Source organism: Pseudohongiella sp., assembly GCF_011050365.1.
Classification (GTDB): domain Bacteria; phylum Pseudomonadota; class Gammaproteobacteria; order Pseudomonadales; family Pseudohongiellaceae; genus Pseudohongiella.
Map to the genome: position 1 here is coordinate 267,807 of NZ_DRFV01000016.1, position 15,971 is coordinate 283,777.

The 15,971-nt window shown below is 55.5% G+C and carries 11 protein-coding genes; 1 reads left to right on the plus strand and 10 read right to left on the minus strand.

From position 1 onward, the window contains the following. Nucleotides 1-352 precede the first annotated feature (352 nt). Complete coding sequence (locus ENH71_RS14250; RefSeq protein ID WP_294137912.1) at nucleotides 353-2,539, plus strand: TonB-dependent receptor; 2,187 nt, start codon at nucleotides 353-355, stop codon at nucleotides 2,537-2,539. 28 nt (nucleotides 2,540-2,567) lie between these two features. Here the strand turns inward: ENH71_RS14250 and ENH71_RS14255 are convergent, their stop codons facing one another. The 10 genes from ENH71_RS14255 to ENH71_RS14300 all read right to left on the minus strand — a co-directional run bounded on the left by ENH71_RS14255 (nucleotide 2,568) and on the right by ENH71_RS14300 (nucleotide 15,964). After that, nucleotides 2,568-4,529, minus strand: coding sequence for a NosR/NirI family protein (locus ENH71_RS14255; protein WP_294135612.1), 1,962 nt, complete (start codon nucleotides 4,527-4,529; stop codon nucleotides 2,568-2,570). After that, entirely contained in the window at nucleotides 4,526-5,512 is a 987-nt protein-coding gene (locus ENH71_RS14260) for a calcium/sodium antiporter (protein WP_294135610.1), read from the minus strand. The genes ENH71_RS14255 and ENH71_RS14260 overlap by 4 nt, the downstream gene beginning before the upstream one ends. Nucleotides 5,513-5,590: 78 nt before the next feature. Then, entirely contained in the window at nucleotides 5,591-5,992 is a 402-nt protein-coding gene (locus tag ENH71_RS14265) for a GtrA family protein (RefSeq protein WP_294135608.1), read from the minus strand. A gap of 3 nt (nucleotides 5,993-5,995) precedes the next feature. Further along, nucleotides 5,996-7,333 carry an NAD(P)/FAD-dependent oxidoreductase gene (locus ENH71_RS14270; RefSeq protein ID WP_294135606.1) on the minus strand — a complete coding sequence of 446 codons (1,338 nt, stop codon included), beginning with the start codon at nucleotides 7,331-7,333 and terminating at the stop codon, nucleotides 5,996-5,998. A gap of 3 nt (nucleotides 7,334-7,336) precedes the next feature. After that, complete coding sequence (locus ENH71_RS14275) at nucleotides 7,337-8,290, minus strand: NAD-dependent epimerase/dehydratase family protein (protein ID WP_294135605.1); 954 nt, start codon at nucleotides 8,288-8,290, stop codon at nucleotides 7,337-7,339. A 6-nt stretch (nucleotides 8,291-8,296) separates the two neighbouring features. After that, the gene (locus ENH71_RS14280) at nucleotides 8,297-10,027 is read right to left on the minus strand and encodes a hypothetical protein (RefSeq protein WP_294137913.1); all 1,731 of its coding nucleotides are present in this window, start codon (nucleotides 10,025-10,027) and stop codon (nucleotides 8,297-8,299) included. Nucleotides 10,028-10,039: 12 nt separating this feature from the next. Beyond that, entirely contained in the window at nucleotides 10,040-10,795 is a 756-nt protein-coding gene (locus ENH71_RS14285; RefSeq protein ID WP_294131184.1) for an SDR family NAD(P)-dependent oxidoreductase, read from the minus strand. A gap of 26 nt (nucleotides 10,796-10,821) precedes the next feature. Continuing rightward, nucleotides 10,822-12,150 (minus strand): FAD-binding oxidoreductase, encoded by a 1,329-nt coding sequence (locus ENH71_RS14290; protein ID WP_294131185.1) that lies wholly within the window; start codon nucleotides 12,148-12,150, stop codon nucleotides 10,822-10,824. 22 nt (nucleotides 12,151-12,172) lie between these two features. Further along, nucleotides 12,173-13,594 (minus strand): UbiA family prenyltransferase, encoded by a 1,422-nt coding sequence (locus ENH71_RS14295; RefSeq protein ID WP_294131186.1) that lies wholly within the window; start codon nucleotides 13,592-13,594, stop codon nucleotides 12,173-12,175. 81 nt (nucleotides 13,595-13,675) lie between these two features. Beyond that, entirely contained in the window at nucleotides 13,676-15,964 is a 2,289-nt protein-coding gene (locus ENH71_RS14300; RefSeq protein ID WP_294131188.1) for a hybrid sensor histidine kinase/response regulator, read from the minus strand. Nucleotides 15,965-15,971 lie beyond the last annotated feature (7 nt).

Sequence of the window (15,971 nt, forward strand, 5' to 3'; positions counted from 1 at the left end):
ATGTGAACACTTGAAAAGCTATTGTGAACACGTTCCGGACAGGGCTGGAAGAGTTGCTTCCAAACGAAGTCCTGAGGTGAGCACGCCAGTGTGGATTGTTGTCCGGCGAAGCCTTCACGGCGTGCGGACCAGCCCACATAAGTGACAGGTACCCGACAGGGCGGGTACGTGTAATGCAGTATTGCAGACCGTCGATAATACCGTATTACTCTGTAAATAGATACTTTGTCACAATTAGCGGCAATAAATTCGTTGCCTGATGCGCCGATATTGCTTACCGTACGGCCCCTTAAACACCTTTAAATATCACCCGGTTGTACCAAAACCAATAAAAAGTAAGAGCATTTTTATAATGAAATCAATCACATTGCATGATTCCAGGCGTGCCGGATCACTGTCCCGGACTATCATCCGTACCTTGTCAGCATCCGTTTTGAGCCTGGGCATGTTCGTCGTCACATCTGCCGGCCACGCGCAGGATGCGGACAGCGCGGAAGATTCCACGGTGACTTACCCCGCAGCCTACTTTGAACAATGGGCACCGGTCACCGCGCAGGATATGATCAACCGTATCCCCGGCGTAGGCTCTGTTACGGGCAACAACTTTGGTCGTTCCAGTGGTGGTCGTGGTCTGGGTGGTGGTGGCGGCAATCAGATATTGATTGACGGCAAGCGTGTCGCCGGCAAGAGCAATGAGGCGAGCAGCCAACTGGCGCGAATTCCGTCGGACAAGGTGCGATATATTGAGTTGATCCGCGGTACTTCGGCTGATCTGGACGTGCGCGCCGACCAGATCGTCAACATCGTGTTGACAGAGGCCTTGTCCAGTCGCTCTTTCTCCTACGAGATTAATACCGACCGCTATATGGATTCGCATGTGCAGCCCGGTGGCAAGATCGCACTGAACGGCCAGCAGGGTGGTCTCAACTACCAGCTGAGTGCTGAAGCCGAGCCGCGCCACGATTTCCGGCCCAGCTTTGAGAGCAGTGTATTGGGTGATTTTTCCCCTAACGACATTATCAGCGAAGAGCGCACCAGGGATCAGTACACGTACAGCTACGCTACCAACCTGGCTTATGACATCAATGCCGACAGCAGTGTGCGGCTGAATATGCTGTATTCGGATTATGACAATACCGTTGATATTGACCGTCGTATCACTGATCTGACTGTGAGCCCGGCACAAACAGTTGTCGAGCGCGAAGTTATTCCCGGTGTTAATAATAACTGGGAAATTGGTGGTGACTACGAGCGGGTGTTTAGCAATAATCATCGTTTCAAAATTCTGTTCATTGCCAATCAAAAGAACGAAGAGTCCACACGTGAGCGCTTCGCCCGCGAAGGCAACGAAAATGAAGTCAAGGAACTCTATCTCAACTCTGATGCGACCACAGAAGAGCGTATTATCCGTACCTCCTATTCTCTGGGCCTGATGGACGGTCAGGATATGGAGCTGGGTATTGAGCGGGCGCAGACCACGCTGGATTCCAGGTTGCGACTTGGATTGCCCGGCACCGGTCCTGGCAACGACAATTTCGGTGGTTTGACTCCTGTGGCGGTGAGTAATGCCAATTCGACAGTCGAAGAGATACGTTATGAACCTTTTGTGGTGCACAATTGGCAGATCAGCCCGCGCATGACACTGGAAAGCTCGTTGCTCTATGAAGCGTCGGAGATCACGCAGACGGGTGATGTGTTCAATCAGCGGGATTTTGGTTTTTTCAAACCCAAGCTGGATCTGCGTTATGACCTTGGCAATGGCAAACAGCTGCGCGCTACCGCAACCAAAGCGGTGCGGCAATTGAGTTTCTCCGACTTTGTGGCCTCCAGCGACACGCGCGATGATGATGCCGAGACCATGGCGGGCAACACCAATCTGCGTCAGGAGCAGGTGTGGAATTTTGATCTGGGTGCTGAGTATCGATTGCCTAATGACCTGGGTGTCATTGACGGCAGCATCTTTTACATGCAGCACATTGATGTGATTGAGCGCATTGACGTGTCAGTAACACCCGACAATCTGGTCTCTGCCAATGGCAATATTGGCGACGGCGATATGTATGGTCTGCGCTTGAGCGGCAGTGTGCGTATGGATCCGATCAACTTGCCTGATTTGATGATCATTTCGAGCTTTGAGGTGAAAGACTCGGAAATCACCGACCCTTTCCTGGGTATCGATCGACGTTTCGAAAACTTCGAACGTGGTCGTTTCCAGCTGGGATTTCGTCACGATCTGCCGGCATTCAGAATCAACTATGGCATGAACTGGAACAACCGGTTTGAAGGTAATATCAAGCGTTATGATATCAACAACATCGAGAGCAGCTACGGTGATCCGAATGTCAGTGCGTTTCTGGAGTACGTGACGCCTGGCAACATACGGGTCCGTTTTGATGCCCGTAATGCGACCAATAACATCCAGTGCCGTGATCGGACCCGATTTGACGGCCGAATCAGTAACGCTGCGATATCGGAGATCGAGTATTACTGTGCTGAAGCTGCCCGCGTGGTTTCCATCAAGATCAACGGTACCTTCTGACAGTTGAGGTTCAGGCAACAGCTGCCGGTCAGTCTACCTGACTCACCGGTAGCAGTTGCACCCCTCGTGACGTTAGTGATGCCACGCTGTGGCGACAAACCCCCGCCTTTTCTAACAATTTGCTTTCGCAAATATCGCAACGAACACATTCCTTGAAGTCTATTTTGTGGTTGCGTATCGCGCCAGTCGGACAGGCATGCTCGCAGACTTTGCAGACGGTGCATTGAGGTACACGTCTGATACGGCGCAGGCTGATCAATGACATCACGCCCAGGGCGGCCCCTAACGGACACATATAACGGCAATAGAAACGTTTAACCACGGCCGATGCCAGCAAAATAAGTATCAGAATCGTCCACAGCGCTATCGACGTGCTGTAGAAGAACAGGGTGCCGAAAGGCTCAAAGTACTGGAAGATACTGATGTCGCTTTGCACCAGCGCCATGATCACGATAAGTGCCAGGATGGCATATTTCAGGTACAGAGCCTTGTCGTGAATAAACGCCGGCAGAGTTCGTTGCCAGCGTCTGGGTGTGATGCGGGTAATCATATCCTGCAGGGCGCCGAACGGGCACAAAGACGAGCAGAACACACGGCCCCATATCAGTGTTGTGATCAGGGTAAACACCACAATCATCAATAGCGGTAAATCGCTGAGTATCATCGACGGACCCAGCTTGATGGTATTGGTGATATGCGAGACCGACAGGAAACCGCCATTGACAAAGCCCAGGTAGAACAGCGTGATGCTCAGGGTCAGCCAGCGCAGGCGGGTATCCTTGCGCAGGAAAGATGCCATGACCAGGGTAAATATCAGTAGCAGAGGCAGAACCCGCACCCAGTTGATATCAGTAAGCAGGCCCCCGGCAGAGGCCTGCATCATATCCTCCATAGCCAGTTCGCCGGGTGCGCGGACCTCACGCCCCAGCGCCAGATCCAGAGCAATGCCCCGCAGCTGAATATCTGTTGAATACGGCTGCTGGCCGTTCTGCGGGTCATACAATACGGTAAAAGGCTGGCTCAGATCCATGTCTGGGTCCAGGATCATGGCCACTGCGAAATTGGCCTGGCCGGCGATTTTGCCCTGATCCGCACTGCCGGCGTAAACTGTCTGGCGCCGCGGCATAGGGTAGACAGCATCGCCCTGCTGTATGGACAGGCGCTCCTGGCGGAAAGGGTCAGAGGCGTTGCCGCCAATGCCCACCAGCATTAACCTGCCCTCGTCAAAGCGGCTGCTGGCATCACGCTCGGCGCGCGAATAATATTCATTGCCTACCAGGGTCTCGCCCAGCACCTCATTGCCCATATAGGCAAAAGACAGCGTCAGCATCGTATCGTCTGGCAACACAGCGTTCGTGATCTGCACCAGGCCTTGTGTCTGCATGTCTTGCCAGCTTAGCGGGGCCAGGTGTGCGCGCGTGTTGTTGGCCGTGTCGGCGGCAGCAGAAAACCCGCTGCCTGCAAGATAGGCCTGTGCTACACGTCTGGCTGCATTATAGACACCGCGACTGGTGGCCCAACTGGTAATGGTGGCACGTGACACACCATCAATATCGCGGCCGACCCGAAACGGGTCGCTCAGGGGCTTGCGCCGGAACTGCTCCTGAAACGGCCTTATGGACAGGAAGTCACCGCGACTGGATAGAAACGATTCATTGTAGTCCAGGACCTTGATGGCGGTGACTGTGGCATCGGGATCAAGTCCGACCAGCACATCAATGGTGGAGCTGAAACCAATTTCTTCGGGTGGCAGATCCGAGGTCTGGAAAACGTAACCTACTATTACGTCATCACCGGATGCCGGATCTGTCTTGAAGGCGGTGAAAACGGGGGGAGTGCCGGCTTTGTCACTGAAGCGTTCGGCGGCCGGCATGACCTCTTTCAGTTGCGTCTCGTTGACCTGCGAACTAAACGGGGTTTGTGCGCCGACTGTGCCGGCCACAAACAGCAGGCATAACAACATGACACCAGCGATTAGTTGTCGTTTCATGCTGGCATGAACACACTGTAGATCAACCAGCCGGTGTACGCCACATAGGCCGATACCAGCAACAGGCCTTCGAGCCGGTTGATACGGCCTTGCCCTCTGAACCCATAACCAATAACAAAAAGCGACAGCGTCAGGCCTACCATGACAGTCATGTCGCGACTGAGCACTTCGTGACCGACACCCATCGGGTGGATAACCCCGGCGATGCCAACAACAGCCAGGGTATTGAACATGTTGGAACCCAGAATATTTCCCAGCGCCATATCATGTTCACCTTTGCGTGCGGCGATGACGGAGGAGGCAAGCTCCGGTAATGAGGTCCCCACGGCTATCACCGTCAGGCCGATGATCAGGTCGCTGACGCCCAGCCCCTGAGCGATATTAACGGCGCCCCAGACCAGAATCCGGGAGCTGACAATCAACAATAACAGGCCGACCACGGTCCACATGACTGCCTTGCGCAGCGGCAGTGTTTTTGACTCCAGCTCGACATTTATCTCCACGCCGAGCGGATCATGACTGGCGGCGCGCTGGTCGCGCTGGCCCTGCACGACCGTCCAGATCATGATGCCGGCGAACACGCCCAGCAGTACCAGGGCATCGGCACGGCTGATGAAGTCATCAAACAGTTGCCAGGCGGCAAGCAGGGTCACCAGGCTGAGTATCGGCAGGGTACGGCGCAGGACCTGCGAATCGACCAGGATGGGGCTTATCAGCGCAGTGATACCAAGAATCAGCGCAATATTGGTGATGTTGGAGCCGTAGGCATTGCCCAGGGCGATGCCGGGGTTGCCCTGCCACGAGGCCAGCGCGGACACCACCATTTCTGGTGCCGAGGTACCGAAACCGATGATCACCATGCCAATAATCAGAGGTGGAATATTGAAATGCCGTGCAGTGACCGCAGCGCCATCAACAAACCGGTCGGCACTCCAGACGAGAATAACAAGCCCAACGGCAATGGCCAGTAATGCGATCAGCATGTGGTTTTTCCAGAAAGAGTGTCAGTAACGGATTCAGCAATGCAATAACGGCAAAGCGACCGCCTAGTTTAGCGATTGTCAGCGGAAAGACCAGTACTTGTGTCCTAAAAAACTGGTGAATACGGGCACAACAATACCAACAGCGTGAGCGATTTCAAGCGTGAATTGCGTGACACCCAGTGCGGGCAGGACGGCGTAGGCCATCATCAGACTGACCGCCCAGGTCTGGATAATGGCGAGCAGGTTAACCAGTGCAAACAGGATCATTGAGCGTTGCAGGGTCTGCGTGCTGGTCTTGAAGACAAAAATGCGCGCCAGTATGTAAGCGGTCACCATGCCGGTAATGTACGCCAATACAACGGCCGAAGAAAATCCCATCCAGTTGTTGTAGATGATGCGGGTTATGAAATTGACCAGCGCCGCTGTGCCGCCGGTCAGCAGGAAAGCAATAAACTGTCGGGACATGAAGGGCTGAATCATGGGTCAGTCTCTTGTGTGACAGGCACGCTGCGCCAATTGTCGTCCGAATTCCAGACTCTCGGAGATACCACGGTCACTGGGATAGTAGTGCGATGTGTCCGCCACCCACAAGCCCTCTACCGGCAGGTCAGCCGATGGCAATCGGTCAGCAAAACCCGGTTCGCAGATGGGCTGCGCATACCGGTAACGGCTGGCATGGATATCGATGAAATCATCATCCTGCAGGCGCGGGTTGATTTTCTTCAGGTAGCTGCGCACTTTATTTATGAAGGTGGCGTCACTGTCGGCAAATTTGGCGTGCTCGCCCGGCAGGTAAAACGGTACATAAACCAGGTGGTTTTCCATCGGGTGCAGGTTGCTGTATTCGACCAGTCCGGGAATATCCATCTCCGGATCATTGATGTTGAGCCAGAATTTGTCTGACACAGGCTGGCGCAGTTTAACGATAACGCAAACCACAGCAATGTTGCGCAGACTGGCATAGGCAGCCCGGGTCGCCTCAGGCAGTGCGGGTATCAATCTGGGCACGTAGGGCAACGGTATGGTGCTGATCACCCGGCTGAAGGATTGCAGCTCGCCGGGTTGATCATCGGGCGTTGCGAGCCTTACACCCGCCAATGTCTGGTCGTTGATGACGACCTCAGTCACCGGTGTGTTCAGGTGGATTTCGCCACCGCCATTCCTGATCGCAGATGCCAGTGCCTGCAACAGGGTCTCGGAGCCGCCCTCCAGGTAGCCCAGGCATTCGCGCATCAGGCTACTGCGTGAACGTCCGACGCGGTGTATCCGACTCCAGATCCAGGCCGCCGACAGATTGTCCGAGTAGTGATAAAATTTGTAGTCAAACAGCGTGCGCCACACGGCCTGCCAGGCTTCGTCGCCAACCCAGCGACGAATCCATCGCCGCGCGTCCTGTTTGTCGAGATCCTGCCAGCCCGTGCGTTTGGTTGAGACAAATGCATGCAGACCGTAACGGATTTTGGCAGCCAGGCTCAGGCCTTTGAAGCGCAGCAGTGCCAGCGGGTTACCCCAGTCCTGTAACTGATTGCGATACCAGTAACCCATGCGGGTTTCGGTCCAGCGCATGCGGTCGGCGATGCCCAGTTCGTCAAGCATTTGCAGCAAGCCGCGATCGGACAGGCAATGAAAGTGGTAATAACGTTCAATCTGCAGGCCGTTGAAATCAAAGCTGGCGGTCATGCCGCCCAGCCTGTCGTCTGCTTCGAACACGACAGGTTGATAGCCTTCCTGTATCAGTTGATAGGCAACTGCCAGTCCCATGGGGCCGGCGCCCAGCACGGCGACCCGGTTATCAACGGACTTGGATTGCGACTGCTCCATGTACTAAAACTCCAGTGCGACATCGCTGTAGCGCGAGTCATTAAACGTTTCATCAATAGCGGTTTTAAAAGGGGTATATGGCACACCAAACATGCCCGGCCAGTCGATAACCTCAAACTCGTCTTTGGCGGTTAGCGCAGCCAATTGTTGCGTGGTAAACGGTGGCTTTTTGTCGAACAGTGCCCAGGTCCACAGCAAGGCATGAAACAGCGAATAGGGAATGCGCACAATCAGCGTGCGTGCTCTGATGGCATGTTTGATGTCACGGATCATGTCGATGTAGTTGATTTTCTCGTGACCGGAAATATTGAAAATGCCATGCCCGCGATGTGATTCAATGCAGCTGATGATGATGTCACAGAAGTCGCCGACATAAAGCGGTTGGCGCATGTAGCGCCCGTGTCCGGGGATCGGGAATACCGGCACTTTTTTCATGAAGCGTGACAACCAGCCAAGGTGTTTGCGATCGAACCAACCAAACATCAACGTGGGGCGCAAAATAGGGCAGTCGATGCCGCTTTCCAGCACCATGGTTTCCTGCTCGCGTTTGCTGCGCGTGTAAAAATCATCGGCCACTGACTCAACCACCGAAGAGCTGATATGGACCAGGTAAGGTTGCACAGGGCAGGACTTGATAGTGGCCAGAATCAGTTGCGTGGCATCGACATTGTTGTGTTGAAAATCCGCATAGTCGATACCGCCTATCTGCGCCTGCAACATCACAACAACGTCGGCGTCACGGATATGCTGTTGCCAGTCTCCGGGTTGGGCAAGGTCGACGCATTCACAGCTAATATGCTTTTGTACCTGCTGCAATATATTCAGGTTCGGCTGGTGTTTGTCGAGCACAACAATATTGTGATACCCGCGGTCGAGCAGCCGGGCCACCAGGTTCTGGCCGACCAGCCCGGCGCCACCGGGCAGTACAATTTTAATGTCTGTGTTGAGTTCTGTCATATCGTCCTAATTTTGTTGCGGCAGTTCTGTTAACAGTTCACATTGAGTTTGATCGCCGATTAACATGACAGCGCTCCCCAATAACTCTTTCCTGACGTAGCCGCGGAAGCCGGACAGCTTTGCATCGGAATCTATCGCTTGTGCAACATCGGGGCGCGGTTGACCGGTAAGTGCGTAGCCGGAAATCTCACCGCTGACATCGGTCATTGTAATCAACTCAGGAGCTTTGTCGGCAGCCGGGTTGAATAACCAGCCCTGCACGGCGACGAATGTATCATTCGGGGCAATGGCGATCACTGCATCAATATGGCCAGCACATTGATTGGCTACCGCTGGTATTGTGATTTGACCCAGCGACTCTCGCAGGTCCTGCCACGGTTGTGCACCAAATATTGACAGGTTTCTCTGTGATGCAACCTCAGCAGTGCGCATCAATCCATCGGACAGCTCATAGATCTTTCCTATCTGTGCCTCGTCGCGAATATCCAGCTCAAGCGCCAGGCCGGCGATGTTACGGTCAAAGACAAGTTGTTGCTGCGGAAGTAATGCGTCCATTTGTCCGCGCAGCATCAGAGCCAGCAATATTGCCATGACGACGGCGCAGCGGCGCGGGGCCCTGCGCATGTGATGTTGCAGCCATGGCAACACCAGTATAAACAGGCAGGCCCAGGCCATGATGGCGGGTGTTGTGTAACGGTAGCTGACGGCCTGATAGACACCAAAGATCAGACGTCCGCCACCGGTGCCCAGCGCGGTACCGGACAGGTAGATGATGCCAAATACCAGCGCCAGGGGCAGGGCATGGGGGCCTGGCTCACGAATACTCCGGAACAGCATGGTCAGTGCGACAGCTGCCATGATGGTTGTCGCGACAACCGCGGCCACGCGGCCAATATCACCTTCTCCAAATAGGTAAAAAAATGGCGACCCGAGATACAGCAGCACATACTGAGCAAGCTCTAGCGGTTGCTGGAACAAGGCATCAAGCACCGAGCCGTGACTGGTCGGTGAGCTGTAATCATAAAAATACAACGTCAGCGTTAGCGCGGTCAGCAATAGCAGTGACACAATCTGCCACCAGCGCATACGCGCTATCAGGGCGTAAGCTACCATCAGCGGCAATGCCAGGATGCCATTGGCCATGGTGCCGGCCGAGGTGATACCCAGTAAACAGGCGGCCACAAACGTCAGCTGCGCTTTGTCATTCAATGCCGACTTGTGCAGTACGTAAAAAGCGCACAAGGGCAGCAGTTGTGCCAGGAAGAACTGACTCTGAAACGCCCACGCGAGGTTTTCCTGCTGCATCCACTGATACAGCCAGGCGACCAAAAAGCAGGTGGTGAAGAACACAGTATTGCGTCGGGCAGGGTCAGAGAGGTGCGCTAGCTGTGCCCGGCTGATGCGCCAGAACAGCACCACGGCCATTGCCACAATGACGTAGTTCATCACTAGCAGGAAAATACTCTTGCCGCCGAAGATCTCATAGTCCAGCCAGAACAACAGGCGCGAGAGCACGATACGGTGTTCATTATGCTGAGCCCACCAAAGCCAGCTGGCGCCGTCATTGACGGCCATGTAAAAGCCAAGTGTGGCGCTCCACATATCCCAGTAAGGCACCGGTGTGTACATGCGCGCGGTGCCGGTGATTGCGAGCACCACAAAGGCAGTTGCCAGCAACGCTGCGATTGCCGACGCTACCCGCGTTCTCTGTTCCTGTCCTGGTAAAAACAGTGTCATCCCTGGTAAACCCTATATGTCCATTTTGTTGAATATAAACCGTGGCAGGTGGCGAATGATCATCATGATCAACCACCATTTAGCCGGCGCGTAAATGACGGCTCTGCCTTTGTCCACGCCACGCACAATCGTCGTGGCGACATCTTCGGCACTGGCCAGTTTGGCGCCATCCTGTTTCAGGTGTGCGGTCATCGGCGTATCGGTTGGGCCGGGCTTGATCAGCACCACGCGCACGTTGGTGTCCGCGAGGCGATGCTGCAAACCCTGCGCATAGCGGGTAACCAGACCTTTGGCGGCGCCGTAAACGTAATTCGATTTACGGCCACGGTCACCCGCCACCGAACCGATCAGCGCCAGTGTGCCGGCATTGGCAGCCTGCATGGGGCCGGCAAATGCTTCGGCAAACAGCACCGGTGACAGGCCGTTGATGGTGATGGCAGCGGCCGTCATATCCAGGTGTTGCTGGCAATCCTGTTGGTCCGGCAGGGTACCATGAGCGATCAGCACAATATCGGGGGCGCCATTTGCCACAATTTTACTGACCGTTGCCTGAATATCGTCAGTGGATGTAAAGTCCGGGCACAATGTTTTGCATGACAGCGCTGGATTGCGCACAGTGAGGTCGGCAGCTATGGCGTCCAGTTTATCCTGATCGCGACCGAGCAGGAAAAATTCCTGTTGGCCCTCGTCCCGGGCCCATTGTCGTGCACAGTGTTCGGCAATGGCTGAGGTGGCGCCAACAATGACGATACGTTTGTTTTGTGTCATAGCAAATACCTTTTAGTCAGCAGACGTCAGGAACCCAGCAAGCGGCGCGACATGGCCGAACTGATGCCCGGATCACGAAACACGGAAAATTGCGCCAATGCAGGGTACGCCGAGGCAAACATCTGCGCTGACATGCGCGCGTCCTTGGCGGCGTAGAGGCGACCGCCAGCCTGCGTTACGACCTCGTCCAGGCGGGTAAACAGTTGCGCGGTGCGCGCCCCTTTATTGGGGAAATCCAGGGCCAGAGTGGCGCCCTCCATTGGGAAGCTCAGCAGGCCGGCGGCTGGTCGGTCGGCGAAGGTCTTCAACACGGCGAGGAATGACCCTTCTCCGGCAGCGGCGATAACGGCCAGCATATCGGCGATCGCCTGCCGTGCCGTGGTTCGCGGCACCACGCATTGATACTGGTAAAAACCACGGCGCCCGTACATCCGGTTCCAGTGGTTAATTTTGTCAAGCGGATAGAAGAAACTCTCGTAGTGTGCAACACCGGCGCCGGCCTTGCGTGCGTTCATGGCGAAGTAAGCGGCATTGAAGGCGCGCAGGCTGAGTTTGTTGACCAGAGACACCGGCGGCGTTAGCGGCATTGTGATGCCTGCACTGCGCGGGGGTTTGCCGCCCGCCTGCCGGTATTCCGGCATGGCCGCAAGGTCCTCAGCCCGGGCGTGGTTTGCCCGCATGAAGATGCCGCGCGTTTGTGGTCCGGCGAGGCAGTCAATCCACGATACGGTATGTTCCCAGTCTGCTTCGGAGTCATCCGCCAGCGCAAAAAAATCATCCAGACTGCTGAAGGCGACGGTGTCTGTCAGCAGCCAGGGGCTATCGATGCGACGCAACTGCAGTTGTACGCGACTGATGACACCAGTCAGGCCAAGGCCACCGATGGTCGCGCGGAACATGTCGGCGTTGTGTTCGCGGCTGCAATCCAGTGTTGTGCCGTCTGTTCTTTCCAGTCTGAAGCCGGTGACGTGTTCACCAAACGTTCCCATGACATGATGATTCTTGCCATGCACGTCGTTGGCAATGGCGCCACCCACCGTCACCAGTTGAGTGCCGGGTGTCACCGGAAGCAGCCAGCCGCGAGGCGCAAGGCAATCCTGGATCTCCTTGAGAATCACCCCGGCTTCACAGGATAACAATCCGGTGTCCTGGTCAAAACTGATAAAGCGGTTCATACCACGGGTCTGCCAAAGCCAGCCGTCGGGGTTCAGGCAGATGTCACCGTAACTGCGGCCCATGCCATAGCTGATGCCAGGTGCGCTGTGCTGTATCTGGGCTGACAGGGTGCGATGATTCGTGATCGCGATGGCGTTATGTTGCTCATGGCGAAGGCGCCCCCAGGATGTGATTTTCATGACAGCGATTGACCTCTCATGTTCAGGCTACCGACCCAATCACAAGTACCACGGCGAATCCGAGTCCGGCCAGCAGGCTGGCTTTATCCTTGACCGCAAACACCAGAGGATCGTCATGCATGTTGCCGCGGCTGGCCTGCATCCACATCCAGCTTACCCAGAACAACATGAAAGGAATTGCGGCCCAGACCAGCGTCGGGTTGCGATACAGTTCCAGCACTTCTTCGCTGTTCAGATACAGGGCCAGCACCATCACGGCAACGTAACCCGAGGTCACACCCAGTGTCTGGATTAGTGGCGCATCGCTTGTGTAATAACCACGACCGTGGGCCCTGTTCTCGCCATTTTGTGATTGCAGCGCCAGTTCGGCATAGCGTTTGACAAAAGCCAGTGACAGGAACAGGAACACCGATTCGGCGAGTAGCCAGAAAGAAAGATCCAGGCTGGCGGCAGCGGTGCCGGCGATAATGCGCAGTGTATAAAGCATGGCCAGGGTCAGGCAGTCGACCAGCATCAGGCGTTTTAGGCCAAAGGAGTAGGCACAGGTCAGGGCAAGATACACCAGTAACCACTGCAGGAAGGCGACATTGACCCAGAAGGCCGTAGCCAGTCCCACAGCGAGTAACACTGGCATCAGTAACACACCTTGCCAGGCCGGTATCAGACCGGAGGCAAAGGGGCGAAAGCGTTTTCGCGGATGCAGGCGATCGCTTTCCAGATCCAGCAGGTCGTTGGTAATGTAGACCGCAGAGGCGCAGAGGCTGAAGGCCACAAAGGCCAGCATCAGCGTGAACCAGGTGCTGAGGTCGCCGAATTTGTGGGCGGCGATCAGGGGAATAAACAACAGGAAGTTCTTCAGCCACTGATGCGCACGGATCACGTGAAGCCATGCGAGCAGGCCGCGAGGGCGTAGCGGAAACTCATGTTCGATATCGCACACGGCGCGAGCCTTGTCGCTTAGCCCGTCAACACCATTCACCACCACGGCACTGTGGGCCACCGTCCACACGGGCAGGTCCTTGTCGCAATTGCCGACATAAACAAAGCCGGTCTCGGCGAAGCGCGCTGTCAGCGCGTCGGCTTTATTGAGGCCGGACAGATTTGTTGTGCCATCGCTGGCCATGACCTCATCAAACAGCTGCAAATGATCGGCGATGGCGTGCGCGATCGACTGGTGCGAGGCGGTGCACAGAATCAGCTTGCGGCCGGCATTTTTTTGTTGCCGCAGCCAGGTCAGTAACTCTTCGTTGTACGGCAGGCTGCCCGGGTCGAACCGCGACCGGTCGGCAAGATGCTGTTTGAGCACCGCTTTGCCTCGCACCAGCCAGACTGGTATCAATAACGTCGCCCAGGGTTGCTCACGCAGCACTTTCAATGCCGATTCGTGCAGCATATCCGTGTGAATCAGCGTACCGTCAAGATCGACTACCAGTGGTTGAGTCAAGCAATGGCCTCCCGTGAAAGATCTCAGGGTATCAGGTTTGATGTCTTGTGGGAATTTTTTACAACCATTTCCGCGTGGTGATCAGTGTTCCGTATTGGGTTCGTCGAGCACCTTGCGGACCTTGGCCGCCAGTTCCTGGCGGCGGTAGGGTTTGTTCAACAAATGCACGCCTCGATCCAGGCGACCATGATGAACGATGGCATTTTCGGTGTAACCGGAGGTGAACAGTACCCTGGTGCCCGGTCGCAATTGGCAAGCCAGTTCAGCCAACTGGCGGCCATTCATGGTGCCCGGCATGACAATGTCGGTAAACAGCAAATCGATATCGCTCAATTGCTTAAGAATATTCAGAGCCTCGTCTGCATGGCTGGCAGTGTTAACGCGGTAACCCAGCGCCCTGAGTTCTTTGCTGACATGTTCGCGGACCAGAGGGTCGTCTTCGACCAGCAGGATATTTTCCGTGCCGCCTTCAATGGCAGGTGTCAGGTGGCCTTCATAAACGCCGTCGTCTGTGGACACGGAGCGCGGCAGGTAAAGCTTGATTGTAGTGCCTTCGCCGACTTCCGAGTAGATCTTGACGTGGCCACCGCTTTGTTTGGTAAAACCAAACACCATGCTCAGGCCCAGGCCGCTGCCCCTGCCGATCTGTTTGGTAGTGAAGAAGGGTTCAAACGCCTTTTTGAGCACGTCCGGTGTCATGCCCGTGCCGGTGTCAGACACGGAAACCATCACATATTGGCCGGGCAGAACTTCGTCGTGACCGTCCGCGTAATGCTGATCCAATTGGGCGTTGCCGGTCTCAATGGTGAGTTTGCCGCCTGCCGGCATGGCGTCGCGGGCATTGATGGCAAGATTGAGTATGGCGCCCTCAAGTTGTCCCGGATCAACTTCCGACAACCACAGTCCTCCCGCATATACTGTTTCGATGTCGATGTTTTCCTGCAAGGTGCGGCGCAACAGGCTGTCCATGTTCTGGATGAGCTTGTTGATGTTGACGTTCTGCGGATCAAGCGGTTGTCGCCGGGAGAAAGCAAGCAAACGGTTGGTCAGTTCAGCGCCACGCTCGGCGGCAGTCGCGGTCATCTCGGCGAGGAGACGCAGTTGCTGTTGGTCGCTGAGTTGCTCAGTCAGTAGCTCGGCATTGCCAAGAATCACAGTCAACAGATTGTTGAAATCGTGAGCGACCCCGCCCGTGAGTTGTCCCACCGCTTCCAGTTTCTGGGCCTGTTGCAGGCGCTCGTCCATGGCGACGCTTTCAGTTATATCCATCATGCTACCCACCATGCGCATGGGCGTGCCTTCGGCGTCCCGGATGACAAATCCGCGATCACTGACAATTCGGGTTGAGCCGTCGGCGTGCATGAAACGATATTGATCGTGCCAACTGTTGGTGCTGCTATCAAGCACCCGCCTGACGCCATCAAGTACCCGGCTGCGGTCATCGTCATGAATCTTGTTGGTCCAGGATACGTAGTCTGGTGCCGGCACATACGGATCATAGCCAAAGACCGTTAGCAGGTTGTCGTTCCACCACATGATGTCTGTGTCAAAACTCCAGTCCCAGATAACATCGTTGGTCGCTTTGGCAATGAGGCTGAAGCGCTCGTCGCTGATACGCAACGACTCCTCACTGGCCACGCGCTCGGTGACGTCGCGGAAGTATACAGCGAGTCCATCTTGTGTCGGGTAGGCACTGACATCAAACCATGCGTTCAGCGGCTCCGGATAAAACTCGGTGAAACGCGTGGTACGTTGTTCTCGCATGGCCAGCTCGTAATTGTGACGGAAGCTGGTGTCACGCGCGGCAGGAAATTCGTCCCAGATATGTTTGCCTCGCAAATCGTCTTTGCGTCGCAACAGCAGGATCTCCGCCTGCGTGTTCATGAAACCGAAACGCCAGTCATGGTCGATCAGCATAAAAGCATCGCTGATGTTTTCAAGCGTCTGTTGCAACTGTCGGGACAGCGATTCGGATCGTTCGCGTGCGGCAATCAGCTCCGAGATATCCTGAAACGCCCCGTGAATCTCGATGATGGTGCCGTCGTCGTCCCTCACCGCCTCTCCGATGGCGCGCGCCCAAAGACGTTTGCCCTGTGCTGTGATCACTTGCAGCACCTCGTCAAACGACGTGCCATCCGTCATGCATTTGTCGACGGCCACGCGGATCCGCTCGCGATGCTCAGGCGCGTAAAAGTCCATTCCCGTGGCCAGGGTAGGTTGGTAGTCGGGCGGGACCTGGTGCATGGCCCGGGTTTCCGGCGACCAATGCATCTTATTGTTGACAAGGTCAAGGCTCCAGCCCCCGAGCTTGGCGGCAGCGCCGGCGATTCTCAATAGCTCACTCATCTTGAGGGTGTCTTGATGGCTCATAATAAAA

Excerpts from the sequence above, each read along its gene's own strand:
- ENH71_RS14250 (WP_294137912.1), top strand. The coding sequence starts at position 353 with ATGAAATCAATCACATTGCATGATTCCAGGCGTGCCGGATCACTGTCC.
- ENH71_RS14255 (WP_294135612.1), bottom strand. The coding sequence starts at position 4,529 with ATGAAACGACAACTAATCGCTGGTGTCATGTTGTTATGCCTGCTGTTT.
- ENH71_RS14260 (WP_294135610.1), bottom strand. The coding sequence starts at position 5,512 with ATGCTGATCGCATTACTGGCCATTGCCGTTGGGCTTGTTATTCTCGTC.
- ENH71_RS14265 (WP_294135608.1), bottom strand. The coding sequence starts at position 5,992 with ATGATTCAGCCCTTCATGTCCCGACAGTTTATTGCTTTCCTGCTGACC.
- ENH71_RS14270 (WP_294135606.1), bottom strand. The coding sequence starts at position 7,333 with ATGGAGCAGTCGCAATCCAAGTCCGTTGATAACCGGGTCGCCGTGCTG.
- ENH71_RS14275 (WP_294135605.1), bottom strand. The coding sequence starts at position 8,290 with ATGACAGAACTCAACACAGACATTAAAATTGTACTGCCCGGTGGCGCC.
- ENH71_RS14280 (WP_294137913.1), bottom strand. The coding sequence starts at position 10,027 with ATGACACTGTTTTTACCAGGACAGGAACAGAGAACGCGGGTAGCGTCG.
- ENH71_RS14285 (WP_294131184.1), bottom strand. The coding sequence starts at position 10,795 with ATGACACAAAACAAACGTATCGTCATTGTTGGCGCCACCTCAGCCATT.
- ENH71_RS14290 (WP_294131185.1), bottom strand. The coding sequence starts at position 12,150 with ATGAAAATCACATCCTGGGGGCGCCTTCGCCATGAGCAACATAACGCC.
- ENH71_RS14300 (WP_294131188.1), bottom strand. The coding sequence starts at position 15,964 with ATGAGCCATCAAGACACCCTCAAGATGAGTGAGCTATTGAGAATCGCC.